The 25,820-nt window shown below is 74.0% G+C and carries 25 protein-coding genes and 1 riboswitch; of the genes, 13 read left to right on the top strand and 12 right to left on the bottom strand.

From position 1 onward, the window contains the following. Positions 1-53: 53 nt before the first annotated feature. Both ACFY2K_RS09990 and ACFY2K_RS09985 read right to left on the bottom strand, forming a co-directional pair. Entirely contained in the window at positions 54-440 is a 387-nt protein-coding gene (locus ACFY2K_RS09990) for a DUF3224 domain-containing protein (protein ID WP_380639232.1), read from the bottom strand. Positions 441-642: 202 nt separating this feature from the next. After that, a complete protein-coding gene (locus tag ACFY2K_RS09985) occupies positions 643-1,731 on the bottom strand; it encodes a PP2C family protein-serine/threonine phosphatase (RefSeq protein ID WP_375883867.1) in 1,089 nt (362 codons plus the stop codon). Positions 1,732-1,992: 261 nt separating this feature from the next. Between ACFY2K_RS09985 and ACFY2K_RS09980 the strand changes: the two genes are divergently transcribed. The 3 genes from ACFY2K_RS09980 to ACFY2K_RS09970 all read left to right on the top strand — a co-directional run bounded on the left by ACFY2K_RS09980 (position 1,993) and on the right by ACFY2K_RS09970 (position 4,961). Further along, positions 1,993-2,940: an RluA family pseudouridine synthase gene (locus ACFY2K_RS09980; protein WP_380521431.1), complete on the top strand. Its 948-nt coding sequence runs from the start codon at positions 1,993-1,995 to the stop codon at positions 2,938-2,940. 192 nt (positions 2,941-3,132) lie between these two features. Beyond that, on the top strand, positions 3,133-3,897 hold the full coding sequence (locus ACFY2K_RS09975; RefSeq protein WP_387710573.1) for an SDR family NAD(P)-dependent oxidoreductase: 765 nt from the start codon (positions 3,133-3,135) through the stop codon (positions 3,895-3,897). Then, entirely contained in the window at positions 3,894-4,961 is a 1,068-nt protein-coding gene (locus tag ACFY2K_RS09970) for an S-adenosylmethionine:tRNA ribosyltransferase-isomerase (RefSeq protein WP_387710571.1), read from the top strand. Before ACFY2K_RS09975 ends, ACFY2K_RS09970 begins: the two co-directional genes overlap by 4 nt. 59 nt (positions 4,962-5,020) lie before the next feature. Here the strand turns inward: ACFY2K_RS09970 and ACFY2K_RS09965 are convergent, their stop codons facing one another. The 3 genes from ACFY2K_RS09965 to ACFY2K_RS09955 form a co-directional block, all read right to left on the bottom strand. After that, the gene (locus ACFY2K_RS09965; RefSeq protein WP_375883874.1) at positions 5,021-5,425 is read right to left on the bottom strand and encodes a nuclear transport factor 2 family protein; all 405 of its coding nucleotides are present in this window, start codon (positions 5,423-5,425) and stop codon (positions 5,021-5,023) included. Positions 5,426-5,544: 119 nt separating this feature from the next. Continuing rightward, positions 5,545-9,228, bottom strand: coding sequence for a SpoIIE family protein phosphatase (locus tag ACFY2K_RS09960; protein ID WP_387710569.1), 3,684 nt, complete (start codon positions 9,226-9,228; stop codon positions 5,545-5,547). A 1,253-nt stretch (positions 9,229-10,481) separates the two neighbouring features. After that, positions 10,482-11,951 (bottom strand): MFS transporter, encoded by a 1,470-nt coding sequence (locus ACFY2K_RS09955; protein WP_387710567.1) that lies wholly within the window; start codon positions 11,949-11,951, stop codon positions 10,482-10,484. Between the two features lie 126 nt (positions 11,952-12,077). Here ACFY2K_RS09955 and ACFY2K_RS09950 point away from each other — a divergent pair, with 126 nt between their 5' ends. Continuing rightward, a complete protein-coding gene (locus ACFY2K_RS09950; protein WP_380587907.1) occupies positions 12,078-12,626 on the top strand; it encodes a winged helix-turn-helix transcriptional regulator in 549 nt (182 codons plus the stop codon). Positions 12,627-12,710: 84 nt separating this feature from the next. On the opposite strand, the gene ACFY2K_RS09945 is transcribed toward ACFY2K_RS09950, so the two are convergent. The 5 genes from ACFY2K_RS09945 to ACFY2K_RS09925 all read right to left on the bottom strand — a co-directional run bounded on the left by ACFY2K_RS09945 (position 12,711) and on the right by ACFY2K_RS09925 (position 17,966). After that, complete coding sequence (locus ACFY2K_RS09945; RefSeq protein ID WP_387710565.1) at positions 12,711-13,913, bottom strand: alpha/beta hydrolase family protein; 1,203 nt, start codon at positions 13,911-13,913, stop codon at positions 12,711-12,713. A 170-nt stretch (positions 13,914-14,083) separates the two neighbouring features. After that, on the bottom strand, positions 14,084-14,914 hold the full coding sequence (locus ACFY2K_RS09940) for a hypothetical protein (RefSeq protein ID WP_380521414.1): 831 nt from the start codon (positions 14,912-14,914) through the stop codon (positions 14,084-14,086). A 306-nt stretch (positions 14,915-15,220) separates the two neighbouring features. Continuing rightward, on the bottom strand, positions 15,221-16,276 hold the full coding sequence (locus ACFY2K_RS09935; RefSeq protein ID WP_387710563.1) for a serine hydrolase domain-containing protein: 1,056 nt from the start codon (positions 16,274-16,276) through the stop codon (positions 15,221-15,223). A gap of 79 nt (positions 16,277-16,355) precedes the next feature. Then, entirely contained in the window at positions 16,356-17,264 is a 909-nt protein-coding gene (locus ACFY2K_RS09930; protein WP_375883890.1) for a glycoside hydrolase family 19 protein, read from the bottom strand. Between the two features lie 285 nt (positions 17,265-17,549). Further along, on the bottom strand, positions 17,550-17,966 hold the full coding sequence (locus tag ACFY2K_RS09925; protein WP_387710561.1) for an HIT family protein: 417 nt from the start codon (positions 17,964-17,966) through the stop codon (positions 17,550-17,552). Between the two features lie 177 nt (positions 17,967-18,143). On the opposite strand from ACFY2K_RS09925, the gene ACFY2K_RS09920 reads away from it, so the two are divergent. After that, positions 18,144-18,332: a YegP family protein gene (locus ACFY2K_RS09920; RefSeq protein WP_375883894.1), complete on the top strand. Its 189-nt coding sequence runs from the start codon at positions 18,144-18,146 to the stop codon at positions 18,330-18,332. A gap of 130 nt (positions 18,333-18,462) precedes the next feature. On the opposite strand, the gene ACFY2K_RS09915 is transcribed toward ACFY2K_RS09920, so the two are convergent. Next, complete coding sequence (locus ACFY2K_RS09915) at positions 18,463-19,158, bottom strand: MSMEG_1061 family FMN-dependent PPOX-type flavoprotein (protein ID WP_380521405.1); 696 nt, start codon at positions 19,156-19,158, stop codon at positions 18,463-18,465. 144 nt (positions 19,159-19,302) lie between these two features. On the opposite strand from ACFY2K_RS09915, the gene ACFY2K_RS09910 reads away from it, so the two are divergent. Then, positions 19,303-19,617, top strand: a complete 315-nt coding sequence (locus ACFY2K_RS09910) for an antibiotic biosynthesis monooxygenase family protein (protein WP_375883900.1) — start codon at positions 19,303-19,305, stop codon at positions 19,615-19,617. A 57-nt stretch (positions 19,618-19,674) separates the two neighbouring features. Here the strand turns inward: ACFY2K_RS09910 and ACFY2K_RS09905 are convergent, their stop codons facing one another. Next, positions 19,675-19,920: an SCO4226 family nickel-binding protein gene (locus ACFY2K_RS09905; RefSeq protein ID WP_375883903.1), complete on the bottom strand. Its 246-nt coding sequence runs from the start codon at positions 19,918-19,920 to the stop codon at positions 19,675-19,677. 281 nt (positions 19,921-20,201) lie between these two features. Continuing rightward, a riboswitch (FMN riboswitch) is annotated at positions 20,202-20,329 on the top strand. 219 nt (positions 20,330-20,548) lie between these two features. Here ACFY2K_RS09905 and ACFY2K_RS09900 point away from each other — a divergent pair. From ACFY2K_RS09900 to ACFY2K_RS09870, 7 genes are all read left to right on the top strand, one after another. Further along, a complete protein-coding gene (locus ACFY2K_RS09900) occupies positions 20,549-21,307 on the top strand; it encodes a riboflavin synthase (RefSeq protein ID WP_387710558.1) in 759 nt (252 codons plus the stop codon). Then, positions 21,304-21,951, top strand: coding sequence for a nicotinamide riboside transporter PnuC (locus tag ACFY2K_RS09895; protein WP_375883906.1), 648 nt, complete (start codon positions 21,304-21,306; stop codon positions 21,949-21,951). Before ACFY2K_RS09900 ends, ACFY2K_RS09895 begins: the two co-directional genes overlap by 4 nt. Beyond that, on the top strand, positions 21,948-23,255 hold the full coding sequence (locus tag ACFY2K_RS09890) for a bifunctional 3,4-dihydroxy-2-butanone-4-phosphate synthase/GTP cyclohydrolase II (protein ID WP_387710556.1): 1,308 nt from the start codon (positions 21,948-21,950) through the stop codon (positions 23,253-23,255). The genes ACFY2K_RS09895 and ACFY2K_RS09890 overlap by 4 nt, the downstream gene beginning before the upstream one ends. A gap of 39 nt (positions 23,256-23,294) precedes the next feature. Further along, the gene (ribH, locus tag ACFY2K_RS09885; protein ID WP_375883911.1) at positions 23,295-23,768 is read left to right on the top strand and encodes a 6,7-dimethyl-8-ribityllumazine synthase; all 474 of its coding nucleotides are present in this window, start codon (positions 23,295-23,297) and stop codon (positions 23,766-23,768) included. 102 nt (positions 23,769-23,870) lie between these two features. Continuing rightward, complete coding sequence (locus tag ACFY2K_RS09880; RefSeq protein ID WP_363567577.1) at positions 23,871-24,143, top strand: phosphoribosyl-ATP diphosphatase; 273 nt, start codon at positions 23,871-23,873, stop codon at positions 24,141-24,143. Positions 24,144-24,193: 50 nt separating this feature from the next. Continuing rightward, positions 24,194-25,042 carry an ATP phosphoribosyltransferase gene (gene hisG / locus ACFY2K_RS09875; protein ID WP_375883914.1) on the top strand — a complete coding sequence of 283 codons (849 nt, stop codon included), beginning with the start codon at positions 24,194-24,196 and terminating at the stop codon, positions 25,040-25,042. A 167-nt stretch (positions 25,043-25,209) separates the two neighbouring features. Next, positions 25,210-25,650, top strand: a complete 441-nt coding sequence (locus ACFY2K_RS09870) for a PH domain-containing protein (RefSeq protein WP_380521394.1) — start codon at positions 25,210-25,212, stop codon at positions 25,648-25,650. Positions 25,651-25,820 lie beyond the last annotated feature (170 nt).

The raw sequence follows: 25,820 nt of genomic DNA, 5'->3' as shown, positions 1-25,820 counted from the left end.
ACCGCACCGGCCCCGACCCCGACTGTCACCGGTCCGGGCCGGTGCGCCGGCCGTCAGCCCAGCTCGTAGGCCAGCACGTAGGTGTGCGCGCCGGACGCGTCGACGGCCAGCCGGAACTCGCCGGTGATCCCGGCCAGCTCGCCCGCCCCCGTGCCCGGCACCACGCGTATCGTCACACCGGTGGCATCCCAGGCCGCGTGCTGCAGCACGAACGAGCCCTTGCGTCCGTCCAGTTCGCCCGTCACGTGCTCCACCGCGACGTACGAGGCCGGCCCGCCCGAAGCGTCGCCGACGGACAGCATCCGCACCTCGCCGCGACCGCTCAGCCCACCTGTGAAGGTCTTGGCGATCCGCACCCGCCCGAACGCCGCGCCCTCGCGCTGCTCCGTCTCCACCGGCTCGAACGCCGTCACCTCGAACGACCCGCTCGCCTCGGCCATGGCACGCTCCCCTCGTCGGTCCTCACGCGCCGTCGACACGCGCCGCCCGGCACGCGCTCCGACCCGTACGGTCGACTCCCGGCGACCGTGTGTGAAGCGTTGCACACGGCACTGACAATCGCGTCCGCCAGCGGCCGTCCGCCGTCCACCGTCCGCCAGCGGCCGGCCGCCTCCCGCGCTCCCGTACCTCCGGCGCCTCGCCTCAGTGGTCCCAGCGCAGCGCCAGCAGCGCCGCGTCGTCCGCCAGCCCGGCGTCCCCGACCCAGCCCCGGACGTCCGCCAGCACGGCGTCCAGCAGGTCGGCGGGGCTGCTGCCGTGCAGTCCGGGCAGCCGCTCCGCCAGCGGGTAGAACCGGCCACCGGAGTCCCGGGCCTCGGACACCCCGTCGGTGTGCAGCAGCAACAGGTCGCCCGGGCCCGGTTCGAAGCGGCTGGCCGAGTAGTCCTCCCCGGTCAGCTCGCGCAGGCCCAACGGCGGCGCGGGGACGGTCGGCGCCAGCTCCTCGACCCGGCCCGCCCGGCGCAGCAGCGGGGGCGGGTGGCCGCAGTTCACCACCCGCACCGGTTCCCGGCCGGCCGGCACGTCCAGCAGCAGCGCGGTGGCGAACCGGCCGTCGCCCGGCCGCGCGGTGAGCGCCGCGTCCAGCCGCTCGGCGAGCCGCCCGGGGTCGGGCTCGGTGCGGGCCGCCTCCCGGAACACCCCCAGCACGTCGGCGGCCGTCTCCACCGCCGGGAGCCCGTGGCCCTGGACGTCGCCCAGCAGGATCCGCACTCCGAAGCGGGTCTCCACCACGGCGTACAGGTCCCCGCCGATCCGGGCCTCGGCGGTCGCCGCGACGTACCGCACGGCCAGCCGCAGCGGCCCGATCCGTTCGGCGGGCGGCCGCAGCAGGGCCCGCTGGGCGGCCTCGGCCACTGTCCGGACCTGGTACAGCTGCCGCTCCCGCGCCGCCACCAGCACCACGCTGGCGGCACTGGCCAGGGTCGCCGCCAGCACCGTGACCGGCACGCTGATCCGCACCGAGAGCGGCAGCTGGGTGTTGTCGGACTCCAGCGCGCCGACCGCCAGCAGCGCCGCCGCGCCGACCAGCAGCGGCACCCGGGCCTTGCGGGTGGTGGCCCCGAAGAGCACCGGGGCCACCGCGAGTAACGGGGACAGGGTCGCTCCGGGGCCGAGGGCCAGGGCGGCCACCACCGCGGCGACCAGCAGGACGAGGGCGCCGTACAGCAGCAGCCGGGTCCGCCGTGGCAGGTGCAGCGGCGGAAGCCCGTCCGGGCCGTCGGCGCTCACGCGTTCTCCTCCAGTGGTCGGGAAGCTCCAGGCCCCAGGGCCTGTCCACTGGATCCTTTGGATCCTTGCCGGGTCCGCCGGAATCCAGGAGACAGGCCCGAGGGCCTTCGAACCACTTTCCCCGCCCTGCCCCGGGTCAGCACCTCGGCGCGGGGGCGCACCGGCGGCGTGCCGGTGCTCGGACCCTCCCGGCACCTCACGGCCGGGGCGGACGGGGCGCGCACCGGGCCCTGTCCGGCAGGGCCTAGGCTGGGCCGGGAGATGAGACGCAAGAACCGCCGCCCGGCCTCCCCCCTCCCGCAGCGCCTCGGCGTGGACCCTGTGCACCTGCGGCTGCCCCTGGAGGGCGACTGGCCGACCGTCCGGGAGCACCTGGTCGAGCGGCTGCCCGCGGTGGCGGCGGCGCGGATCGACGCGGCGCTGCGCGCGGGCGAGATCGTCGGCGAGCAGGGCCCGATCGCCCCCGACGAACCGTTTCGTCCCGGCGCGCACCTGTGGTTCTACCGGGACCTCCCGGCGGAGGTGCCCGTCCCCTTCGAGCTGGTGGTGCTGCACCGCGACGAGCACCTGGTGGTGGTCGACAAGCCGCACTTCCTGGCCACCACCCCGCGCGGCCGGCACGTCATCGAGACGGCGCTCTGCCGGTTGCGGCACGCCCTCGACCTGCCCGCGCTCAGCCCCGCCCACCGGATCGACCGGCTCACCGCGGGCCTGGCCATGTTCGTGGTCCGCCCCGAGGACCGCGGCGCCTACCAGACGCTCTTCCGCGACCGGCAGGTGCGCAAGGAGTACCGGGCGATCGCGCCGTACGACCCGGACCTGGCACTGCCGCGCACGGTGCGCAGCCACATCGTCAAGGAGCGCGGGGTGATCGCCGCCCGGGAGCTCGACGCGCCGCCGAACAGCGAGAGCCGGATCGAGCTGCTGGAGCGCCGCGACGGCCTCGCCTGCTACGGGCTGCAGCCACTCAGCGGGCGCACCCACCAGCTGCGGCTGCACATGAGCGGCCTCGGAGTGCCGATCCTCGGTGACCCGGTGTACCCGGTGGTGCTGCCCGAACCGGCCCCGAACGACTTCCGCCGACCACTGCAACTGCTGGCCTCGACGGTCGAGTTCACCGACCCGCTGACCGGTCGGGAGCGCCGCTTCGAGAGCCGCCGCACGCTCGCCGCCTGGGACGACCCGTCCGGCTGGGCGGCCGGGGGCTGACCTCCCGCCGGGGGCTGACCTCCCGCCGGGGGTGCAGGCCACCCGGGCCGATCTCCCGTCGGGGGGAGGGGGAGGGGGAGTGGGCCCCCGGGTCCCGGTCCTAGGTCCGGCCGGCGGTCTAGGACGAACGGAGGGCCCGGCCCCGGTTCCAGGGCCGATCCGCCGCCCGCCCGGTGGCGCGATGGTTGGGCCATGAACGCAGCGCAGCACACCGATTCCGCTCCCGTCGCCCTGGTCACCGGTGCCTCCCGCGGCCTCGGGCTGGCCCTCGCCCGCGCCCTCGCCGCCGAGGGCTGGCGGCTGGTGGTCACCGCCCGGGGCGCGACCGCACTCGCCGGGGCCGCGGCCGAACTGTCCGCCCTGACCGAGGTCGTCGCCCTGCCGGGTTCGATCGTCGACGACGACCACCGGGCCCACCTCGCCGCGGCCGCCGACCGCCTCGGCGGCGCGAGCCTCCTGATCAACAACGCCGGTTCGCTCAACGGCGCCACCGCGCCCGGCGCCGAACCGCTGCCCCGGATGGCCGACTTCCCGCTGCCGGACCTGCTGGAACTCTTCGAGGTCAACGCGCTCGCCCCGCTCGCCCTCACCCAGCTCGTCCTGCCGCAACTGCGCGCCCACGCCGGGGCCGTGCTGAACATCAGCTCGGACGCCGCCGTGGAGCCCTACCTCGGTTGGGGCGGCTACGGTGCCAGCAAGGCGGCGCTCGACCAGGCCACCGCCGTACTCGCCCGGGAGGAGCCGGAGTTGCGGGTCTGGGCGGTCGACCCGGGCAGCATGCGCACCGCGATGCTGCAGGAGGCCAGTCCCGGTGAGGACATCTCCGGCGAGCCGCTGCCCGAACAGGTCGCCCCGCTGCTGCTCGGCCTGCTGCACCACCGCACGCCGTCCGGCCGCTACCGCGCCGAGGACCTGGCCGCCCTCCCCGCCCCTGCCCCCGGTCGGAGCGGGCGATGACCACCCTGGCCGCGCTGGGCCTCGATGTGACCGTCCCGCCCGAACTCTCCGCCCGCGAACCGGCGGAGGCCCGCGGCACGGCCCGGGACGGCGTGCGGATGCTGGTCGGCCGGCGCGACACCGGCGCCGTCGAGCACCACCGCTTCACCGAGCTGCCCGAGGTGCTGCGCCCGGGGGACCTCCTGGTGGTGAACAACTCGGCCACCGTCCCGGCCGCCCTCCCCGGCCGACTGCCCGACGGCACCCCGGTCGCGCTGCACCTGTCCTCCGCCCAGCCCGACCGACGGGGCTCCTACCTGGTCGAGTTGCGTCGGTCCGTGCCCGGTGCGGCCGCGGCCTACTACCCGCCGGAGGAGTCCCCGGCCCGCCCGGGCCTGTGCGTCGCCCTGCCGGCGGGCGGCGGGGCCGTCCTGGTGCAGCCCTTCACCGCCCGCCTCTGGTACGCCGAACTGTCCCTGCCCGAGCCCCTGTTGTCGTACCTGGACCGGCACGGCCGGGCGATCCGGTACGGCTACGTGGACCGCGACTGGCCGATCGAGGCCTACCGGACGGTCTTCGCGACCGTCCCCGGCAGCAGCGAAATGCCCAGCGCCGCCCGCCCGTTCACGCCGGACTCGGTGGCGCGGCTGGCCGGTCGGGGCGTGCTGGTCGCTCCGGTCACCCTGCACACCGGGGTGGCCTCGCCGGAGGCGCACGAGGCCCCGTACGCGGAGTGCTTCCACGTCCCGGCGGCCACCGCCCGGCTGGTCGGTCACGTCCGGGCCGAGGGCGGCCGGGTGATCGCCGTCGGCACCACCGTGGTCCGCGCCCTGGAGTCGGCGGTCGCGTCGGACGGCACGCTCCAGGAGGCGGACGGCTGGACGGAGTTGGTGATCACCCCGGAACGCGGCGTCCGCGCGGTGGACGGCCTGCTCACCGGCTGGCACGAGCCGCGCGCCTCGCACCTGCTGATGCTGGCCGCCGTCGCGGGCCGTCCACTGCTGGCGGCCTGCTACCGCGCGGCCGTGCAACAGCGTTACCTGTGGCACGAGTTCGGGGACGTCAACCTGCTGCTGCCGGACTGAGCGGGTGCCGCGGCCGACTGCCGGTCGCCCGGCCGGCAGGGGCTCAGGCCGGCAGGGGCTCAGGCCAGCAGGGTCCGCGCCACGTGGTGGGTGTCCAGGTACTCGCGGACGGCGGTGATCAGCCCGTTCTCGACGGTGAACACGCCCAGGCAGTGGTTCTCGTAGCGGGCACCGTTGGCGGCCGTCCCGACGGCGGTCCACTCGGCCACCGCCTGCGGGCCGTCGGCGAGGACGCCGGTGAGGGTGAGGCTCGGCAGGCCGTCGGAGGCGAAGAGGGTGCCGACCTGGCCGAGGAAGTCGCCGAAGATCTCCTGCTTGCCTCGCCAGGTACGGGAGAGCGCCAGGTCGCCCGGGTAGGTCCAGGTGGCGTCCTCGGCGAACAGGGCGACGGCGGCGTCGAGTTCGCCTGCGGCCAGCCGGGTGACGTACTCGGTGACGACGGTGCGGGCGTCGTTCTGCGGCATGGTGGGCTCCTGTGGCTCGTCGTTCCGTCCGGTCGGGCTGCCGGCCGTGGCACCAGCAAAGCCCGGCGGCCGTCCCGGGGGCCAACAACGCCCGCCCCGGGCCGACAACCTGCGGTTGTTCACGCAGTCGGCGGGTAGTCCGGCGGCAGTTCCAGCTCGAACCAGACCACCTTGCCGTCCGTGGTCCGGCGGCTGCCCCAGCGGTGCGCCAGCTCGTTGACCAGGTGGATGCCGCGGCCGCCCTCGTCCTCGCTGCGGGCGCGCCGGATCCGGGGCGTCTCGCTCTCCCGGTCCGCGACCTCGACGGTGAGCACCCGGTTGCAGAACAGCCTTAGCTGGACGGGCGATCCGGCGTGCACCAGGGCGTTGGTGATCAGCTCGCTGGTGAGCAGCTCGGCCCAGTCGGTGAGCGAGGCCAGGCCCCAGGCGGTGAGCGTCTCGCGGGTGAAGCGCCGGGAGTGGGCGACCATCGCGTGGTCGCCGGTGAGCGGCAGGACGGCGATCCGGTCGGCGCCGGCCGGGCGGACCTGCGCCATGATGACGGCGATGTCGTCCTCCTGGGTGCGCCCGGTGAGCCGGGTCAGGACGGCGTCGCAGGTCTGCTCCAGCGAGCGGCGCCGGTCGGCGACCGTGCGGCAGAGCAACTCCAGCCCCTCGTCCAGGTCGTGGCCCCGGCGCTCGACCAGTCCGTCGGTGTAGAGGGTCAGGATGGCCTGCTCGGGGAGGGTGAACTCGACGCTCTCGAACGGGACTCCACCCACGCCCAGCGGAGCGCCGGGCGGCAGTTCGACCAGGTGGGCGTTGCCCTCGGTGTCGGCGACGACGGGCGGCAGGTGGCCGGCGCAGGCGGCGGTGCAGCTGCGGTCCGCCGGGTCGTAGACCACGCAGACGCAGGTCGCGAACTGTCCCTCGCCGAGCGCCGAGGTGGCCTCGTCCAGTCGGTGCAGGACTCGTACCGGGTTGAGCTCCAGGGTGATCAACGTCCGTGCCACCGTCCGTAGTTGGCCCATGGTGGCGGCGGCCCGGATGCCGTGGCCCATCACGTCGCCGACGATCAGGGCGACCCGGCCGGAGGACAGCGGCACCACGTCGAACCAGTCGCCGCCGACCTCGCTCACCACGCTGCTCGGCAGGTATCGGTAGGCCAGCTCCAGGCCGAGGGTGCGGTGGATCTCCTGCGGCAGCAGGCTGCGCTGGAGGGTCAGAGCGGTGTCCCGCTCCCGGCGGTAGAGCCGGGCGTTGTCGATCGCCAGTGCGGTGCGGGCGGCCAGCTCCTCGGCCAGCGAACGGTCCGCCGGTCCGAACGGCGCCGGATTGTGGGTGCGGACGAACTCCGCGCCGCCGAGCACCAGTCCGCGCGCCACCAGCGGCACCATCAGGTAGGAGTGCACCCCGGCGGCCAGCCCCGGCTCCACCCGGTCGGGGGAGGCGACGATCCGCCGCAGTTCCTGCTCCGTCACCTCGGAGACCAGGATCGAGCGCCGGGTCCGCAGGCTCTGCGCGTACACCTCGGCCGACTGCGAGGTCTCGCCGACCTGGTCCGCGGCCGCCGTCATACTGCCGTCCGGCGCCGACTCGCCGACCGCCACCGCCCGCATCAGCACCGGCCCGTCCCTCGGCACCGGCCCGGGCTCCTCGCCGCCGAGCACCGCGTCGCGCAGGTCCACCGTCACGAAGTCGGCGAAGCGCGGGATCACCACCTCCACCAACTCCCTTGCGGTGCGGTGCAGATCGAGCGTGGTGCCGATCCGGTTGCTGGCCTCGTTCAACAGGCCCAGCCGCTGCTGGGCGGCCCAGGCCTCGTCCAGCGCCCGCTGCCGGGCCGCGGCCGCGTCCCGCTCCCGGGTGAACAGCAGCGCGTTGTCGATCGACACCGCCGCGCGTACGGCCAACTCCCCGGCCAGCGCCAGGTCCTCCTCCTCGTACGGGCGCTCCACCAGCGTCCGGTAGAAGCCCGCGACACCGACCGGATTGCCGCGCGCGATCAGCGGGACGACCATGAACGAGCGCACGTTCTGCTCCCGCACCGCGGCCGTGCGCACCGGATCGTCGGCGAACCAGGCCAGCCCCTCCTCGTCCATCCGCGGCACCAGCACCGGCCTGCGGTGCGCCAGGCTCCACGCGTACGGCGAACCGGGCTGGAACCGGTGCACCCCGCCCAGTCGGGCGATCGGCGCCAGGGTGGAACCGCGCACCGAGTGGAACGCCATCCGCCGCAGCAGCGCCGAACCGTCCGCCGGGGCGCGCGGCTCGCGCTCGCCCCGCACCAGCTCCTCCAGCACCTCCACCACCACCGTGTCCGCCAGCCGGGGCGTCGCCACCTCGGCCAACTCGTGGGCGGTGCGGTCGAGATCGAGCGTGGTCCCGATCCGGGCGGAGGCCGTGTTCACCAGCGCCAGCCGCTCCTGCGCGGCCTTCGCCTCGCGCAACGCCTGCTGCCGGGCCAGCACCGTCTGGTGCTGGCGCAGGTACAGCCGGGCGTTGTCGATCGCGACGGCCGCGCGCGAGGCCAATTCGTCGCCGAGCGTGATGTCCGCCTCCGCGAAGGACTCCCGCTCGCCGCGCCGCGAGTAGACCACCATGCCGAGCGTCGTGCCCCGCGCCACCAGCGGGGTGATCCGCACCGAGCGCGGCCGGTCGCCCAGGAACGCCCGGCGACGGCTCTCGCTGAGCGCGTCGGCCAGCGGCGACAGCTCCCAGGACGGCACCACCACCGTCCGCCCGGTGATCAGCGCCCGGGCGTACGGGGAGTCCGCGGTCAGCTCGTACACCGAGTCCACCGGCAGCGCGTCGGCCGGGTACAGCGGATCCGTGGTGGCCAGCGCCAGCCGGCGCACCAGCTGGGCCGCGTCCGGGGCGGGCGGCTCGACGTTGCGCCCGGCGATCAGCGCCTCCAGCGCGAACACCCCGCTGATGTCGGCGACCCGGGGCACCATCGCGTCCGCCAGCTCCCGGGCCGTCTGCCGCAGGTCCAGCGTGGTGCCGATCGAGGCGGTCGCGTCGACCAGCAGCGACAGCCGCTCCTGCGCCCTCGCCGCCCGGGCATCGGCCCGGTAGCGCTCGGTGACGTCGATGATGGTCGCGCTCACCCCGAGCACCCGCCCGCTCCGGTCCGCCAGCCGGAAGTACGAGGCGGACCAGGCCCGGTCCCGCTGCGGATCCCCCGGCGTACGGCCCTGGGTACGGAAGTCCACCACCGGGCGGCCGGTCGACAGCACCTGCCGCATCACCGCCTCGGCCTCGTCCCCGTTGATCCCGGGCAGCACCTCGGTGAGCCGGCGGCCCAGGTGCTCGGGCACGGCCAGGCCGTTCGCCACCGCCAGGGCCTCGTTCAGCCGCACGTAGCGCAGACCGGTGTCGAACACCGCCATGCCGACCGGGGACTGGGTGAAGAAACCGTCCAGCACGGCCAGGTCCGCCTGGATCCGGCGCAGCGTCGTCACCTCCGACGCCACCGCCAGCACCAGCGGCTCCCCGCCGGGCCCCCGGACCGGATGGGTCCGGAACTCCAGGTTCACCAGGTGCCCGTCCCGGTGCCGCACCGGGAACACCCCGGACCACTCGCGGCCCGCCAGGATCTCCCGGAACAGCTCCAGCACCTCCGGCCGGTGCTCGTCCGAGGTCAGCAGCCGGGCGGCCTTCGCCCCCACCGCCTCGTCCGCACGGTAACCGAGCAGTGCCTCCGCGTCGCCGCTCCAGTGCAGGATCCGCCCGTCGGCCTCGATCAGCGCCGTGGCGATCGGCACCATCAGCAGGGCGCCGTGCTGCGGCTCCCCCCGGCGTTGCGCGTCATCGTCCACCATGGCCAGAGAACCGCCCGGAGATCGTTCCCACCAGCCCTGCCATCCTCGCACGCAGCCCCCGCGCGCCGCCCCTCGTGGCCGCCGCCGACCCGTGCGAGCGGGCTGTACCCGATCCGGCACCGGGCGTCACCCGCACCCCTGGCTCCCCGCTCACCCGCGGCAACGCTCCGGCAGCCGAACGAAGTTGGGCAGGCGTCTGTCGGACGCCGGGGGACCCCTGCGATCCTCGGAGCGAGCCCGCTCACCCGCGCGCCCCGACCACCTGGAGGAGCCCCCATGCCCGACTTCGGCGGAGGATTCACCGACCCCGACGAGCCCACCGACGACCAGCCCGAAGACCTCGCCGACGAGCCCCCCACCGAGGAAGCCCCCACCCCCAACGACTGACCCCCCATGGCAGGCCCCGACCCCGCACAGGAAGTCAGCCGGTTCGACTTCCTGCGCGGCCTGCGTTCCGGTCGGGCTGCTGTAGTCGCCGTGGGCAGGAGTTGCCCCGTGCCTGTCTGGTGGGTGTGCGTGGGAAGTCGGCGGGTTCGACTTCCTGTGTCGGCCGCAGGACCAGATGGCCTTTGCGGCCGAGGGCGGTCGGCTGGTTCGCGTGGGGGCGTCGGCGCGTACGGAAAGTCGGTTCCAGGTGGCTGGTTGGTCTGCGTAGGAAGTCGGCGGGTTCGACTTTCTGTGCGGCCTGCGTTCCGGCCGGGCTGCTGTAGTCGCCGTGGGCAGGAGTTGCCCGGCGCCTGTCCGGTGGGTGTGCGTGGAAAATCGGTGGGTCCGACTTCCTGCGTCGGCCGCAGGACCAGATGGCCTTTGCAGCCGAGGGCGGTCGGCTGGTTCGCGTTGGGACGTCGGCGCGTACGGAAAGTCGGCCGGATCGACTTCCTGTGTTGGTTGTGGCGGGGCCAAGCGGCCTCCCGTTCCAGGTGGCTGGTTGGTCTGCGTAGGAAGTCGGCGGGTTCGACTTTCTGTGCGGCCTGCGTACCGGTCGGGCTGCTGTAGTCGCCGTGGGCAGGAGTTGCCCGGTGCCTGTCTGGTGGGTGTGTGTGGGAAGTCGGCGGGTTCGACTTCCTGTGTCGGCCGTGCGGCGGGGCCAGGTGGTTCTTGCAGCCGAGGGCGGTCGGCTGGCTCCTGTTGGGGCGTCGGCGCGCATGGAAAGTCGGCCGGGTCGAGTTCTTGTGTTGGTTGTGGCGGGGCAAGGCGGCCGGGTGGGCTGTGTGGGAAGTCAGCGGGGTCGACTTTCTGTGGGCCACGCCCGGTCATGGGGTCTGGGCTCCGGCCTGGGTGCGGCGTTCGGCGTGGCGGGCGGTGAGGGCGAGGGTTGCGCCGAGGAGGCAGAGGGTGGCGGCGAGCAGGACCGCGCGGTCGGTGCCGGTGGCGAGGGCCTGGGCGGCGGCCTCGGGGCCGGGGGCGTGGGGGTGGGCGGAGGAGGCGACGGCGACCGTCGCGGCGACGCCGAGGGCGGAGCCGAGGTAGCGGGAGGTGTTGTTGGCGCCCGAGCCCATGGCCGCGCGGTGGGCGGGGACGCTGCTGACCGCCAGCCGGGCGAGGGCCGCGTTGAGGACGCCGCTGCCGAGACCGGCCACGGCCAGGCCGGGGGCCAGCCGGAGCCAGGAGGAGTCGGGGCCGAGGCCGTACAATCCTGCCTCGCCGAGGCCGCAGACGAGCAGGCCGAGGGCGACCTGGGTGGTGGCCGACAGGTGGGCGGCCAGGTGGCGGGCCTGGAGGGCGGCGACCACGGACAGGCCGGACCACAGGGCGAGTACGCCGCCCGCGGCCAGGCCGGAGAGGCCGAGCACGCCCTGGAGCAGGGTGGGCAGGTAGCTCATGAAGCCGACCAGGGAGAGCCCGGTGAACAGGGCGCCGCCGGTTGCGGCGAGGAAGCCGGGGCTGCGGAACAGGGCCGGGTCGAGCATCGGCTCGCGGCCCTTCGTCTCGACCACCGCGAAGGCGGCGAGCAGCAGCACCCCGCCGACCAGCAGTGCCACCACCGGGGCCCGCCCCCAGCCGCCGCGGCCCTCCGCGAGCCCGGCGATGAGCAGGGTGGTTCCGGTGGCGAGGGTGAGCACGCCGTACGGGTCCAGGGCGCGGGGCCGTTCGGCCCGGGACTCGGTGAGGAGGACGGCGGCGCAGGCGGCGACGACGGCCGAGACGACGGCGAGTCCGCCGCCGACCGCCCGCCAGCCCGCCCACTGCTGGATGAGCGCGCCGTAGACCGGTCCGACCGCGATGCCGAGGCCGACGGCCGCGCCCCAGACGCCGAGCGCCCGGATCCGTTGCGGCCCGGCCGGGTGGGCATGGCTGATCAGGCCGAGTGCGGGCGCGAGGACGGCGGCGCAGGCGGCGCCGAGCAGGATCCGGGCGGCCAGGTAGACGGTGCCGTCGGGGGCGAGTGCGGCCAGGGCCTCGGCGGCGGCGAACAGCAGGACGCCGGAGGTGAAGACCCGTTTGCGGCCGTGGTCGTCGGCGGCGCTGCCGGCCGTGAGCAGGAGGGCCGAGATGCCGACGAGGGTGCCGGTGAGGATCCAGGTGCGGCCGGTGGCGCCGAGGTGGGCGGCCTGGGCGGTGGCCGCGAGCGAGGCGGTGGGGGCGGTGTACGCGACGGTGACCAGGGCGGTGGCGGCGGCCGTGACGGCCAGGGTGGCACCGGGCCGGACCGGCCGGACGGGCCAGTGGGGCCGGACGAGCGGGCCGGGCAGTGTGGAAGGGGCAGGCGGTGCGGGGGACATGGGTGTTCCCTCCGGAGGGCGGCCAATGGGTCTGGGTCTGGTGAATGAACCTTCGTCTTGAGTGGGACGCTACCACCGAAAGTCTGTTCATTGAACCCACATCGGCCGTGGACTACGCTGGCCCGCATGGCGCTGGGAACGGACTACGAACTGCAGGACTGCGCACTGGCCCGCGCCCTGGAGGTGGTCGGCGAGCGCTGGAGCCTGTTGATCGTCCGCGACGCGTTCTACGGCGTGCAGCGCTTCAACGACTTCCTCGTCCACCTGGGCATCCCGCGAGCCGTCCTCACCGCGCGACTCAACGCCCTGGTCGCGGCGGGGGTGCTGCGCAAGGAGCCGTACCAGCAGGCGCCGCTGCGCCACGGCTACCTGCTCACCGAGACCGGCCTCGAACTCTGGGGCCCGCTCTACCAGTTGAGCCGCTGGGGCGGCCGGCACGCGACCCCGGGCGGCCCGCACCACCTGTTCGCGCACCGCGCCTGCGGCACCGACCTCGACCTCATCGGCGCCTGCCCCGGCTGCGGCGGCGGGCCCGTCCCCCCGGCCGAGGTCACCATGCGCCCCAACCCGGCCCAGGCCGACGGCCACCGCGAGGACGCGGTCTCCCGCGCCCTGGTCCGCCCGCACCCGCTGCTCGAACCGATCGCCTCGGCAGCCGCCGCCTCCGCCGCGTAGCGGAGCCCCCCGGGCCCCCGGGCGGTGGGCACAGAGCCGAAGGGGCCGCCGGCAGCGCGCCGACGGCCCCTCGGGTGCGCCCGGTCAGGAGTGGAAGCGGACCTCCGGGTCGGCGGCGGTCGGTCCGTCGAGCAGCGGCTGGTCGATGCCCTTCAACTGGAGGTCGAAGAACGCCCCGACGTACCGGCGGGTGAGCTCGACGGCGCGCTGCCCCGTGATGGTGGTCCCCGGAGGCTGGGGCGCGCCGAGCGCCTTGAGGAAGAGCGGGTAGTCGGTGAAGCTGCCGTGGTCGGTGCCGTCGACGGTCAGCCACCGCTTCCAGCCGTCGAGCCGGGGCCAGCTGTCGGTCCAGCTGGTGTCCTCGGCGCCGTCGGGCAGCGGGTGGCCGATCATCAGGTAGGGCTTGCCGCCGATCCCGGACTCGGGCACCTCGTAGTCCATGCTGCCGTCCAGATCCACCCCCGCCCGGATCCGGTCGTCGGTCACCAGCGCCGGGACGCTGGCCGCGCCACCGGCGGAGTGCCCGGCCATGCCGATCCGGTCGCGGTCGATCATGCGGGCGTAGCGCCAGGCCGGGTGGGGGCGGGCGGTCAGCTGGTCGATGACGAAGGAGGCGTCCTTCGCCCGGCTCTCGTCCAGGCCCTTCCAGGCCTCTGGGGTGGTGAGCCGGCCGCACTCCACGCAGGGCAGCGTCTGCCCGTCCGGGAAGGTGGTGCCGGTGTTCTCGTAGGTGTGGTCGACCAGGGCCACCACGTAGCCGCGGCTGCCCAGGTCCTCGGCGAGGCTGCTGAGCGAGGCGCGCGGCATGGTGAAGCCGGGGGAGAGGACCACCAGCGGGTAGTGGCCGCCCTGCGGGCGGGCGTCCGTCCTGGACCAGGTCCGGGTGTCGGCCACCGCCTCGGCCGGGACGGTGTTGCCCGGGAGCTTGGCGTCCAGCAGCAGCCGGGCGGCCGCGGCGGTCATGTACGGGGCCGGGCTGCCCGTCCCGGCGTGGGCGGGGTAGTACATCGTGACCATCAGTTGGCGCGGCCCGGCGGAGGGCACCCATGGGTCCGGGCGGTTCTCGTCGACCAGGTGCAGGACCTCCTGCCCGACCGCGAACGGCCCGGTCGGGCGCGGGAGTTCGAGGTGGACGGCGCTCGCCGTGCCGGCGGTGCCAGCAGTGGCGGCGACCGGCGCGGCGGGTGCGGCCAGGGCCGGTGCCGCCGCTGCGACGGACAGGGGCACCGCGAGCAGCAGGGCCGCGACCGCGGCGGTGGTGCGAAGTCGGCTCGTGTGTCGGCTCATACGAGCGACGGTAGGTCGCGGGCAGGCGAACTGACGTCCACTCAGCGATGTACTGATCCCTTGCGGGACGGACCCCCGGTAGCCCCTAGGGGATGATCGGTCGGGCCCGCACGAGCCCGCCGGATCCGCCCGGTGCCGGTCTGTGCCAGCTGACTGCCTCCAGGGTCGACCTAGGCGTCCGCCAAGGTGACCCGGGCCCCGGCCCGGACGGCCTCCAGGAAGTCCGCCGCCGCACGGGCGTTGGGCACCGGGAGGGTGAGCGGCAGGCCCGCCGACCGTGTCCGGAGTTCCAGCTCGCCGAGGCCTGACGCCCGGGCCGAGTGCACCTCCGCCCACCGGTACGCCTCCGCCGCGACCAGGGGGTGCGGAGGTCGGTGCACCAGCCCGCCGGCCGTCACCGTCAGCCGCCCCCGGGCGAACCGGACGCTCCCCTCGCTGCGCAGCGCCTCGTGCAGTGCGGCCCGGAGGTGCGGGGACAGGAACTCGTCCGCCTCCCGCGCCAAGCCCTCCAGCCCGTGCAGGTGGGCCAGCACCAGGGGCTCGGCCGCGCCGACGGGCCATATTCGGATCCGCTCGGGCTCCCGCCGCCGCCCGCCGGGGAAGCCGGGGAACCTGGCGGAGGCGGGGGAGTGCTCGACGGCTTCGATGCCCGCCCACGGCAGCAGCCGCTCGCCGGCGCCCGCCCCGACCAGTGCCAGCCCGCCCTCATGGACCCGTACGGCGCGTAGCCCGGGCGCGGACCGTAGGGCGCCGTACCCGTTCGCGGCCAGCACCGCCGCGGCCGCCACCACGGGGGCCGGCCACCACTCGCCGAACGCCAGGCAGACCACCAGTGCCAGGACCGCCGCCACGGTGTCCAGCCATGTCCGCGCCCGCCACGGGACCGGCCGGAACGCCCGGTGCACCTGCACCACCGGCCCGAGCGGACCGGCCGACCTGCGACGGCCCTGTCCGTTCTCCACGAACGGCCACGCCCACCCGGGCGACCACAGCATCGCCACTTCGCCCTCCTTGCCCTCGACGGTCTCCCCAACCGGAACTACGACTCCCGGATGTCGGACCACCAGGATCGATCGCCCACCACCCTCCGGAACAGTGCCAATCGACACCCTTTGGCCCGAAACAGCCGGAGCGTGTCCGGCAGCAGGGGGTGCCGTTCGGCAGGGGCGACCGAAGCGCCGGTCGGCGGGGGAGGCGAAGTGCAGGAGGCGGCAGGAGGCGGTCGCGGCAGCGGGGGAGGCCCCGCCCGCCAGCGCCCGCCCGTGCCGAGCCCGCCCGCCAGCGCCCGCCCGTGCCGAGCCCGCCCGTCAGCGCCCGCCCGCGCCGAGCCCCACCTGCAGCCGCCGCAGCAGCGCCGTGCCCGCCTCGTCCACCGACCGCCGGGAGTTGGCCAGCACCACCACCCCCACCTGCCGCTCCGGGTCGAACGCGAGGAAGGAGGCGGATCCACCCGTCCCCCCGTTGTGCCACAACTGCAGGTGCCTGCCCTGCTGGGCGTGCAGCCGGTGGCCGAGCCAGCCGAGGTGCGTCCAGGCGAAGGGGTTGACCCGGTGCCTGGTCTCCCGGGCGAGCAGCATCGCCGGCGCCAGCGGTGCGTCCGGCTCGCCCTCGGCCGCCAACTGCGCCCGCAGGAACGCCGCGAGGTCGGCCGCCGTCGAGCGGAGCCCGCCCATGCCGGGGAGCGCCGCGAACTCCCAGGACGGCACCGGGCGCCCGGTCGGCGCGTGGCCGGACGCCAGCCGGGCGGACTGGTCGGCGTCCGGCCGCAGGCAGGTGTCCGTCAGCCCCAGCGGTGCGCAGACCTCGCGGTCCACCAGCTCCCCGTACGTGGTGCCGGCCCGGTGGGCGAGGGCCAGCCCGAGCAGCCCGGCGCCGAGGTTGGAGTACCGGAAGTTGCGCCCGGGGGCGGAACGCAACCGGGTCCGCCCGAGCCCGGAGAGTATTCGCTCGGCGGTGCAATGGGCGTACGGGTCCGCCCGGTCGGGCCGCAGCAGCGCGCGCAGCAGCACGCCCCGGGGCAGCCGGGGGAGCCCCGAGGTGTGGGTGGCGAGGTGCCGGAGCGTGATCGCCTCCCCGCCCCGGGACGGGACGGCCGTAGAGCGGGGCAGTACCTCCGCGAGCGGCTCGTCGAGGCGCACCGTGCCGTCGAGCGCCAGCCGCGCGAGCGCGAGCGCGGTGAACACCTTGGTGACGGAGCCGACGTCGAACAACGTCCGGGCCCCGGGCACTTCGCCCCCCGGACCCGTCCACCCGGCACCGCGGATCTCCACGGCGCCACCGGCCACCCCGGCGACCACCACACCGACGCACCGCCCCGCCACCCGGTCGGAGGTCTGCTGCACGAGGCGCGCGAGTTCGTTCATGCCCCCGACCTTAGGGCCCGGCTTCGAGCTCCCGCCCTCCGGGCGGACGACGGGAGTTCGAGGACGGACCCTGGGCCCGTCAGCAGCTCAGGTTGCCCCCGGGCACGGTGCCGAGGATCTGGACGAAGCTCTGGTACAGGCTGATCCGGTGCTGCATCTGCGCGGTGTTGTTGCCGTTGCACTCCAGCGCGCCGTTGATGCTGCGGATCGTCTCGCCGAAGCCCTTCCCGTTGACCATCGCGTCGTGCGCGGTCATGGTGCCGGGACCGTTCTGGGTGTTCCAGTACCAGAGGCCGGTCTTCCAGGCCACCGCCGGGTCGGTCTGCACCAGGTCCGGGTTGTGCAGCAGGTCGATGCCGAGAGCGTCGCCCGCCGCCTTGTAGTTGAAGTTCCAGCTGAGTTGGATCGGTCCGCGCCCGTAGTACGCGGACTGCCCGGCCGGGCACCCGTACGGCTGCGAAGTGTCGCAGTAGTGCGGGTAGTTGGAGGTGTCCTGCTCGACCACGTAGACCAGCCCGCCGGTCTCGTGGCTGACGTTGGCGAGGAAGGCCGCGGCCTCCTGGTTCCGTACGGTGTCGCTGCCGGTGGCCGCGAAGCCGGGGTAGGCGCTGGTGGCGTCGAGCAGGCCCTGGTAGGTGTAGAAGGGGTTCCGGTTCGGGAACATCCGGTCGAACTGGGCCTGGCTGACCGGGAATCCGCCCGGGTTCGGGGTCGGTGTGGGGGTCGGGCCGGGGTCGGTGGGGCCGCCGCAGGGGCCCTGGTCGGACCAGACCCCGGAGCCCCCGGTGCTCGGCGGTTCGTTCTGGGTCCACCACTTGGCGGTCCAGTTGTGGCTGTTGTACGAGACGGCGGCGCCGCCGGTGTACACGGCGGTCGCGCTCCACGCGGTGCCGCAGGCGGCGGCGCTGGCGGAGGCCGGGAGGAGCACCGCGAGCGCGAGCGCCGTGACCACGGCGGACAGCAGCGCGAGCAGGCGTTTGACTGACACGTCATCACCCCTTGTGCGGTGGGGGCCGCACGTCGTCGGGACCGGGACCTGGTGGGGCAGGGGAGCCGTGGCCCGTGCGGGGGCGCGTCGTGGGGGACGGCCGACCGGGGTGCGGGCCGGTACGGGGCCGACACCGACTCAAGCGGAGTGGTCTATACCTGTCAAGAGGTCCGGCCGAAGTGCCCGACAGAAGAGCCCGGTCGAAATGCCCGGTCGAACGCCGAAAACCCCCGCCGCCCCCCGCCGCCCCTACCCCCCCCGCCGCCCCTACCCCCCCCGCCGCCCCTACCCCTCCTCCAGCGCCGCCCGCAGCCGCGCCGCCACCTCCGCCGCCCCCGCCTCGTCCGGGTACTTCCCCCGCGGCCAGAAGAACCCGCGCAGCCCGTCCTTGGGATTGCGCGGCACCACGTGGACGTGCAGGTGCGGCACCGACTGGCTGATCCGGTTGTTCGCCGCAACGAAGCTGCCCGCCGCGCCCAGCCCCCGCTCCATCGCCGCCGCCACCCGCTGCACCCGCAGGAAGAACGGCCCGACCTCCTCGGGCGGCAGGTCCGCCAGGGTCCGGTGGTGGGCGCGCGGCACGACCAGCACGTGACCGGGGAACAGCGGCCGGCGGTCCAGGAAGGCCACCGCCGCCGCGTCGTCCAGCACCCGGTGCGCCGGTTCCTCGCCCGCCACCACCGCACAGAACACGCAGTCCATCCGTCCATTCAAACCACCGGCGGCCTCCCCGGCACCCCCGCAAACCCGGGTCGGCCCGGCGTCACCCGTCCGGCGGCCGACCGGGTGCGCCCGTGCCCGCACCGGGCGCACGGTACTGCGAGGGGGAGGGGGACGGATCGACGCGGCGCACCCGTGCCGCACGAGGAGGTGGCCCGGATGTCGGGCAAGTTCGAGGTCTACGAGGACACCGGCGGCAAGTACCGGTTCCGGCTCAAGGCGGGCAACGGCGAGATCGTCGCGACCGGCCAGGGCTACGTCAGCAAGGACGCCGCCCACAAGGGCGTCGAGGCCGTCCAACGGGCCGCCGACGGCGCGGCGGTGGTCGACGTCCCGAAGGCCGCCTGACCCGGGCCGGGGCGAGCGAGGGCCCCGCGGCCGGTCCACCCGGACCGGTGGCGGGGCCCACCGGCGCCCGCGCCCACTCGTACCGGCGCCCACTCGTACCCGCGCCGCGCCACTCGTACCGGCGCCGCGCCTACTCGTACCGGTACAGGAGCGCCTCCCGCTCCGTCTGCTCGATCATGTCGATGGTCAGCGAGTCGTCCCTCAGGTGCGACAGCGTGACCTCCGCCGACGTCGGCTGGGCGTCCTTCGCCAGCCAGTTCTCCGGCTTCCAGGCCGAGCCCCGCATGAGCGACTTCGGGCAGTGCGCGTACACCTCCTCCACGGCCACCACGATCGCGCTGCGCGGGGGCTTGCCGACGGCCGTCAGCTGCCGCAGCAGCTCCGGGTCGGTGGAGATGCAGGCCCGCCCGTTGACCCGCAGCGTGGTGTCCCGCCCCGGGACGACGAAGAGCAGTCCGACCCGGCCGTTCTCCAGGATGTTGTGCAGGGTGTCCAGGCGTTTGTTGCCGGTGGCGTCCGGAATGGCCAGGGTGTGCTCGTCGAGCACCGAGACGACCCCGGCCGGGCCGCCGCGCGGGGAGACGTCGCAGCGGCCGGCCGCGTCGGAGCTGGCCACGAACACCAGCGAGGCGCAGGCGATGAGGCGCTGGGCGACCTCGTGGAGGTGGTCCACCTGCTTGCGGCGCGCGTGGTCGCCGGGCTGCTCGTAGACCTCACGCAGCTGGGCCGGCTCGGTGAGGGCACGCGCGCTGAGGGCGGCGAACAGGCTGTTCGGCGCGTCCGGAGCGGGGGTTGACGGTGCGGGAGCTTCCGGTGTGAGGGTCATACCGGGAATCTAACGGAGGGCTCTTCCCGCGCCCCGTCTCCCGGCTTCCTCAACTCTCCGTGAAAGAGTCGCTCCATCCCTCCCCACCAGCGGTTTTCCGCTGATAATGGGGCCAGGGACTCCAGCCAGCCGGAGGTGGTGGCCGTGATCATCAGAATTTGGGCCGGGCAGGTCACGGCCGATCGCATCGAGGAGTTCTGCGCGCACCTGGTCGGCCAGGTGATCCCGCAGTTGGGGCGGACGGACGGGTGCCTCGGCGGTGAGCTGTTGCGCTCGGTGACCGAGGACGGGCACCGGGTGCTCGTGGTCAGCCGCTGGCGCGACGAGGAGGCCCTGCGGGGGTACGCCGGGCCGATGTGGCGGATCCGGCCGGTCTGGTCGGAGGGCGAGTTGCACTACCTCGTGCACCCCCCGGAGGTCACCCACTTCACGCCGATCGCCGCACCCGCCACGCTCTGAGCCCGGCCGGGGCCGAAGGCCCCGGAACGCTCACACCGAGACGGTCATACCGGACGGTCACACCGAGAACGGCACCGAGTGGATCTCGGCCGCCGGGTGCCCGGTCCGTTCGTGGACCCGCTGCACCGCCTCCCTGGACGGCGCCTCGGACAGGCAGTACACCGTGCCGGACTCGGGGTCCGCCCAGGCCTGCTCGAAGTGCACGCCCTCCTCGCCCTCGACCGCCAGGTCGGCCGTGTGGGCCGCCCTGAGCTGCTCCGGCGTGATCCCGACCATCCCGTGGTGGACGTCCATGAACTTCATCGTGCTCGCCTCCGTACCTTGCGAACTCCGCGAACCCCGCGAACTTTCAGAACCTTCCGAACGCTGCGAGTCCTGCGAACCGCGCGGATCCCGCGAACTCCGCAGACCCCGCCGGCCTTCCGGCCCCACCACCAGGGTCACCCTGCGCGCACGGCGGCGCCACCGGCGCCGTACCGGACCCACCGCGCATTCCCCGCGGGGCCGTGAAACAGGCCACAGCGGAACCCTCTCCCTCGGCTCGCGCCCCGCGTGGCACAATGACGTCATCAGCAGTGACGTTCAGCGCACTCCGGGGTCGGTGAAAATCCGAACCGGCGGTTACAGTCCGCGACCCGTCCGCAGCCAGCGGCCGGTTGACCAGGTGAAATTCCTGGACCGACGGTTAAAGTCCGGATGGGAGGCGTGCGCGGGCGGACGAAGAGCAGTACCCGTGGTCCATCACGAACCGGACCGGACCACGGTCAGGTGAACGGCGGGAGAGGTGTCTCCCGGGTCGGGTGAGCGATCTCCCGGCGGTTCCGGCATCCCGGCGACGGGTCGTGTCGGCAGCCCCGTGCACCGGTGCCCGTCCGTTTGTCATCTCCCTCTGCCGCCCCGGAGTCCGCGCCCCAAGCGCGAGGAGACCCGGGTGTTCACCGGCATCATCGAAGAGCTCGGCGAGGTCGTGTCGATCGAGGAGATCGGCGACTCCTCGCGAATCCGCCTCCGTGGCCCGGTAGTTCGTGTCGGTGCGCGTCACGGCGACTCCATCGCGGTCAACGGCGTCTGTCTGACCGTGGTCGACAGTGCCGAGGAACTGGCCGCCGAGACGGGCGAGTTCAGCGCCGACGTGATGGCCGAGACGCTGCACCGTTCCAGCCTGGGCGAGTTGAAGCCCGGCTCCCCGGTCAACCTGGAGCGCGCGATGGCGCTCGGTGCCAGGCTCGGCGGGCACCTGGTCCAGGGCCATGTCGACGCCACCGGGCGGCTGTTGAGCCGCGAGCCCGGCGAGCGCGACGCGGCCGGCAACCTGCGCTGGGAGGTGCTGCGCTTCTCGCTGCCGGAGTCCATCTCCCGCTATCTGGTGGAGAAGGGCTCGATCACGGTCGACGGCGTCAGCCTCACCGTGGTGGAGGCGGCCCGCGACAGCTTCACCGTCAGCCTCATCCCGGCCACCCTCGCACTGACCACGCTCGGCGCCAAGACCCTCGGCGAGAGCGTCAACCTCGAGGTGGACGTGCTCGCCAAGTACGTGGAGCGGCTGCTCGAATCGCGCACCCTCCCGAACCTTCCGCACACCGCACCGGCCGCACAGGCCACGCACGCCACGCACGCCGCGGACACCACAGACACCGCGGACATCGCACACATCACGCAGATCACGCACAGCACGGGGGACAAGGAATGAGCTGGCTCAGCGGAGAGGCGTTCACCGTCCTCGGTGAACACGTGAAGTGGGCCGACATGATCGGCAACCTGTTCGGCTTCGGCGGCCTGGCGCTCGGCTGGCGCCGTTCGGTGTGGAGCTGGCCGGTCCAACTCCTGTCCGGCGTCGTGCTGATCGCCGCCTACCTCGGGGGCCACGTCCCCGGTCTGATCGGCAAGCAGCTGATCGTCATCGTCACCGCCGCCTGGGGTTGGGCGCAGTGGCGGCGCGGGCGCCGCGACACCGGCACCATCTCGGTGCGGTTCGCCAGTTGGCCCGAGCGGGCCGCCCTGGTGGCCGGCACCGCGGTCGGCACGGTCGCCCTGGCGCTGCTGTTCACGGCCTACCCCGAACTGTCCTGGAGCCCCTGGTCGGACGCCTACATCTTCGTCGGCACGCTCGCCGCGATGGTGGCCCAGGCGCGCGGCTGGCTGGAGTTCTGGTTCGCCTGGATCGCGGTCGACGCGGTCGGCGTCCCGTTCGCCTTCAACAGCGGTTACACCTTCTCGGGCCTCACCTACTCCGTCTACTTCGTCCTGGTGCTGCTCGGCCTGCGGTCCTGGTGGCTGAGCACCCGTGAGCCGCGAGCCACCTCCGCCAACGTCCCGCAGGGAGTCACGGCATGACCGAGAACCAGATCCGGCCCGGCGACGAGCCCGGCACCCGACCCGGCAACGACGGCGGCAGCGGCGCCGAGGAGTTCGTCCTCGACCCGGTCGAGCGGGCGATCGCCGACATCGCGGCCGGCCGCGCGGTGATCGTGGTCGACGACGAGGACCGCGAGAACGAGGGCGACTTCATCTTCGCCGCCTCCGCCGCGACCCCCGAGCTGATGGCCTTCACCATCCGCTACAGCTCCGGCGTGATCTGCACCCCGATGACCGGTGAGGAGCTGGACCGCCTCAAGCTCCCGCCGATGACCCAGGTCAACGAGGACCGCAAGGGCACCGCCTACACCGTCTCGGTGGACGCCCGCGAGGGCGTGGACACCGGCATCTCCGCCGCCGACCGCGCCCGCACCGTCCGCCTGCTGGCCTCGCCCGGCACCGAGCCGGGGGACCTGACCCGCCCGGGCCACGTCTTCCCGCTGCGCGCCGTCGACGGCGGCGTGCTGGTCCGCCCCGGGCACACCGAGGCCACCGTCGACCTGGCCCGGCTCGCCGGGCTGCCGCCGGCCGGCGTGTGCGTCGAGGTGGTCAACGACGACGGCACCATGGCCCGGCTGCCCGAGCTGGTCGCCTTCGCCCGCGAGCACGGCCTGGCGATCATCTCCATCGAGGACCTGATCGCCTACCGCCGCCGCACCGAGCTGCACGTCGACCGGGCCGCGACCACCGCCCTGCCCACCGTGCACGGCGAGTTCACCGCGGTCGGCTACCGGGGCACCCTCGACGGCGTCGAGCACATCGCGCTGGTGGCCGGCGGCCTCGGCGAGGACGGCCGACTGCCGGACGGTGAGGACGTGCTGGTGCGGGTGCACTCCGAGTGCCTGACCGGCGACGTCCTCGGCTCGCTGCGCTGCGACTGCGGTCCGCAGCTGGAGGCCTCGCTCCGGCGGGTCGCCGAGTCCGGCCGCGGCGTGGTGCTCTACCTGCGCGGCCACGAGGGCCGGGGGATCGGCCTGGCCCACAAGCTGCGCGCGTACGAGCTGCAGGAGCAGGGGCGCGACACCGTCGACGCCAACCTGGACCTGGGGCTGCCCGCGGACGCCCGCGACTACAGCATCGCGGCGCAGATGCTGGTGGACCTCGGGGTCCGCTCGCTCACCCTGATGACCAACAACCCGCGGAAGCAGACCGCGCTCACCGACCACGGGCTCAAGGTCAAGGGGCGCGAGGCGGTCGAGATCGCGCCCGGTGAGCACAACCTTCGCTACCTGCGTACCAAGCGCGACCGGATGGGCCACGACCTGCCCGGGCTCGGCTCCTGAACCACTGAACCACCCACCGACCACAGGAAGTAGGAAGACATGAGCGGCCACGGAGCCCCCGAGCTGACCATCGACGGCGCCGCCGACCTCAAGGTCGCGGTCATCGCCGCCCAGTGGCACGACAAGGTGATGAACGGCCTGCTGGACGGCGCCCACCGGGCGCTCAAGGAGCTGGGCGTCGCCGAGCCGACCGTGCTGCGCGTCCCGGGCACCTTCGAGCTGCCGGTCGCAGCCAAGCGCCTCGCCGACCGCGGCTACGACGCCGTGATCGCCCTCGGCGTGGTGATCCGCGGCGGCACCCCGCACTTCGACTACGTCTGCCAGGCGGCCACCGTCGGCCTGACCCAGGTCAGCGTGGACACCGGCGTCCCGGTCGGCTTCGGCGTGCTGACCTGCGACAACGAGGAGCAGGCGCTGGACCGGGCCGGTCTGCCGGGCTCCGCCGAGGACAAGGGCCACGAGGCCGTCACCGCCGCCGTCGCCACCGCCGTCGCCCTGCGCGACGCCCGCTGACGGCAGGCCGTCCGGTCCCGGAGCGTGGACGTCCACAGGACTGTCCACGCTCCGGGACCGTTTACCGTCCGCCACCCCGCACGCCGTATGGTGAGTCCCATCATGGCTTCGAAGACATTCGAGGAGCTCTTCTCCGAGCTCCAGCAGAAGGCCGCCACCGGCGACCCCTCGTCCTCCCGTACCGCGCAGCTCGTCCAGCAGGGCGTCCATGCGATCGGCAAGAAGGTCGTCGAGGAGGCCGCCGAGGTCTGGATGGCCGCCGAGTTCCAGTCGGACGAGCAGACGGCGGAGGAGATCTCGCAACTCCTCTACCACCTTCAGGTGATGATGATCGCCCGCGGGCTGACGCTCGACGACGTGTACAAGTACCTCTGAACCGCTCCCGACAGCACCCCTCCACCGAACAGGTAAGGAACCGACTTCCCATGCTGCGCATCGCCGTCCCCAACAAGGGTTCGCTCTCGGGTCCCGCGGCGGAGATGCTCCATGAGGCCGGCTACCGCCAGCGGAAGGACCCGAAGGAGCTCGTCCTCGTCGACCCGGCCAACGAGGTCGAGTTCTTCTTCCTCCGCCCGCGCGACATCGCCGTGTACGTCGGCTCCGGCCGCCTCGACGTCGGCATCACCGGCCGCGACCTGCTGCTGGACTCGCACTCCAACGCGGAGGAGGTGCTCGCCCTCGGCTTCGCCGGGTCGACCTTCCGCTTCGCCCGCCCCGAGGGCGTGGACGTCAAGGACGTGCAGGGCCTGGAGGGGCTGCGGATCGCGACCTCCTACACCGGCCTGGTCGAGCAGCACCTGGCGGACCACGGCGTGACGGCGACGGTCACCAAGCTGGACGGCGCGGTCGAGACCGCCGTGCAGCTGGGCGTCGCCGACGTGATCGCCGACGTGGTGGAGACCGGGACCAGCCTGCGCAACGCCGGCCTGGAGGTCTTCGGCGAGCCGATCCTGATCTCGGACTCCGTGGTGATCCGCCCCAAGGGCGCGGGCGAGGACGCCCGGGTGGAGCAGTTCCTGCGCCGTCTCCAGGGCGTGCTGGTGGCCCGCCGCTACGTGCTGATGGACTACGACATCCGGGCCGAGAAGGTCGGCGCCGCCGTGGCGCTCACCCCCGGTCTGGAGTCGCCGACCGTCTCCCCGCTGCACACCGAGGGCTGGGTGGCCGTCCGGTCGATGGTGCTCCGCAAGGAGGCCCAGCAGATCATGGACGACCTGTGGGGCATCGGCGCCCGGGCGATCCTGGTCACCAACATCCACGCCTGCCGCCTCTGACCTGCTTGCACGCCAGAGAGTAAAGAACGGTTCAATAGGGGCGGGGACGCCGGTCGGCGTCCCCGCCCCTTCGCCGTCCCGGCGGTCCCCACCGTCCCGCCGCCATGACAGCCATGACTGCCACGACCGCCACGACCGCCACGATCCAGAGCCACCGGAGACCCCACGTGTCCACGCCGCCCGTCGAGTTCCCCGTCACCTGGGCGCCCCGGCGCACCCGCGCGGTGCTGCTGCCGGTCTGCGCCGTGCTCGTGGCCCTGTTCGTGGTGCTGGCCGTGCTGCTCCCGGCGAACTGGCAGCTCAACGACCGGATCATGATGGTCGCCAGCGGCGTGCTGTTCGCCGCCGTCGGCCTGATGCTGGCCCGCCCCCGGGTGAGCGCGGACGCCGAGGGCGTGACGGTGGTCAACTTCGTCCGCAGCCGTCGGCTGGCCTGGCCGGAGATCGTCCGGGTCAACTTCCGCCAGGGCGACCCGTGGGCCACCCTCGACCTCGCCGACGGCACCTCGCTGGCCGCGGTCGGCATCCAGTCCGGCGTCGGCAAGGACCGGGCGATCGCGGACGCCCGTGCGCTGCGCGACCTGGTCGAGCACCACGCCCGGGCCTGACCCCGGACGCCCGCACCCCCGGACCCCGCGACGCCCGCACCCCCGGATCCCGCGACGCCCGCACCCCCGGGGTCCAGGCCCCCCGAACCCCGGCCCGGGGCCCCGGCGGGTCCGAACACGCTTCCTACCGTCGCGCCGATATGGTCTACGCTGGTAAAAGTGGGGCAAAA

It is taken from the genome of Kitasatospora sp. NPDC001309 (genome assembly GCF_042896295.1).
Taxonomy (GTDB): Bacteria; Actinomycetota; Actinomycetes; order Streptomycetales; family Streptomycetaceae; genus Kitasatospora.
Note: the sequence above shows the minus strand (reverse complement) of the source record. Positions and strands in the feature narration are given on the sequence as shown.

Bases quoted from the DNA above. Each gene is read 5' to 3' on its own strand.
- ACFY2K_RS09990 (WP_380639232.1), bottom strand. From the start codon at position 440: ATGGCCGAGGCGAGCGGGTCGTTCGAGGTGACGGCGTTCGAGCCGGTG.
- ACFY2K_RS09980 (WP_380521431.1), top strand. From the start codon at position 1,993: ATGAGACGCAAGAACCGCCGCCCGGCCTCCCCCCTCCCGCAGCGCCTC.
- ACFY2K_RS09975 (WP_387710573.1), top strand. From the start codon at position 3,133: ATGAACGCAGCGCAGCACACCGATTCCGCTCCCGTCGCCCTGGTCACC.
- ACFY2K_RS09970 (WP_387710571.1), top strand. From the start codon at position 3,894: ATGACCACCCTGGCCGCGCTGGGCCTCGATGTGACCGTCCCGCCCGAA.
- ACFY2K_RS09965 (WP_375883874.1), bottom strand. From the start codon at position 5,425: ATGCCGCAGAACGACGCCCGCACCGTCGTCACCGAGTACGTCACCCGG.
- ACFY2K_RS09960 (WP_387710569.1), bottom strand. From the start codon at position 9,228: ATGGTGGACGATGACGCGCAACGCCGGGGGGAGCCGCAGCACGGCGCC.
- ACFY2K_RS09955 (WP_387710567.1), bottom strand. From the start codon at position 11,951: ATGTCCCCCGCACCGCCTGCCCCTTCCACACTGCCCGGCCCGCTCGTC.
- ACFY2K_RS09950 (WP_380587907.1), top strand. From the start codon at position 12,078: ATGGCGCTGGGAACGGACTACGAACTGCAGGACTGCGCACTGGCCCGC.
- ACFY2K_RS09945 (WP_387710565.1), bottom strand. From the start codon at position 13,913: ATGAGCCGACACACGAGCCGACTTCGCACCACCGCCGCGGTCGCGGCC.
- ACFY2K_RS09935 (WP_387710563.1), bottom strand. From the start codon at position 16,276: ATGAACGAACTCGCGCGCCTCGTGCAGCAGACCTCCGACCGGGTGGCG.
- ACFY2K_RS09925 (WP_387710561.1), bottom strand. From the start codon at position 17,966: ATGGACTGCGTGTTCTGTGCGGTGGTGGCGGGCGAGGAACCGGCGCAC.
- ACFY2K_RS09920 (WP_375883894.1), top strand. From the start codon at position 18,144: ATGTCGGGCAAGTTCGAGGTCTACGAGGACACCGGCGGCAAGTACCGG.
- ACFY2K_RS09915 (WP_380521405.1), bottom strand. From the start codon at position 19,158: ATGACCCTCACACCGGAAGCTCCCGCACCGTCAACCCCCGCTCCGGAC.
- ACFY2K_RS09905 (WP_375883903.1), bottom strand. From the start codon at position 19,920: ATGAAGTTCATGGACGTCCACCACGGGATGGTCGGGATCACGCCGGAG.
- ACFY2K_RS09895 (WP_375883906.1), top strand. From the start codon at position 21,304: ATGAGCTGGCTCAGCGGAGAGGCGTTCACCGTCCTCGGTGAACACGTG.
- ACFY2K_RS09890 (WP_387710556.1), top strand. From the start codon at position 21,948: ATGACCGAGAACCAGATCCGGCCCGGCGACGAGCCCGGCACCCGACCC.
- ribH (WP_375883911.1), top strand. From the start codon at position 23,295: ATGAGCGGCCACGGAGCCCCCGAGCTGACCATCGACGGCGCCGCCGAC.
- ACFY2K_RS09880 (WP_363567577.1), top strand. From the start codon at position 23,871: ATGGCTTCGAAGACATTCGAGGAGCTCTTCTCCGAGCTCCAGCAGAAG.
- hisG (WP_375883914.1), top strand. From the start codon at position 24,194: ATGCTGCGCATCGCCGTCCCCAACAAGGGTTCGCTCTCGGGTCCCGCG.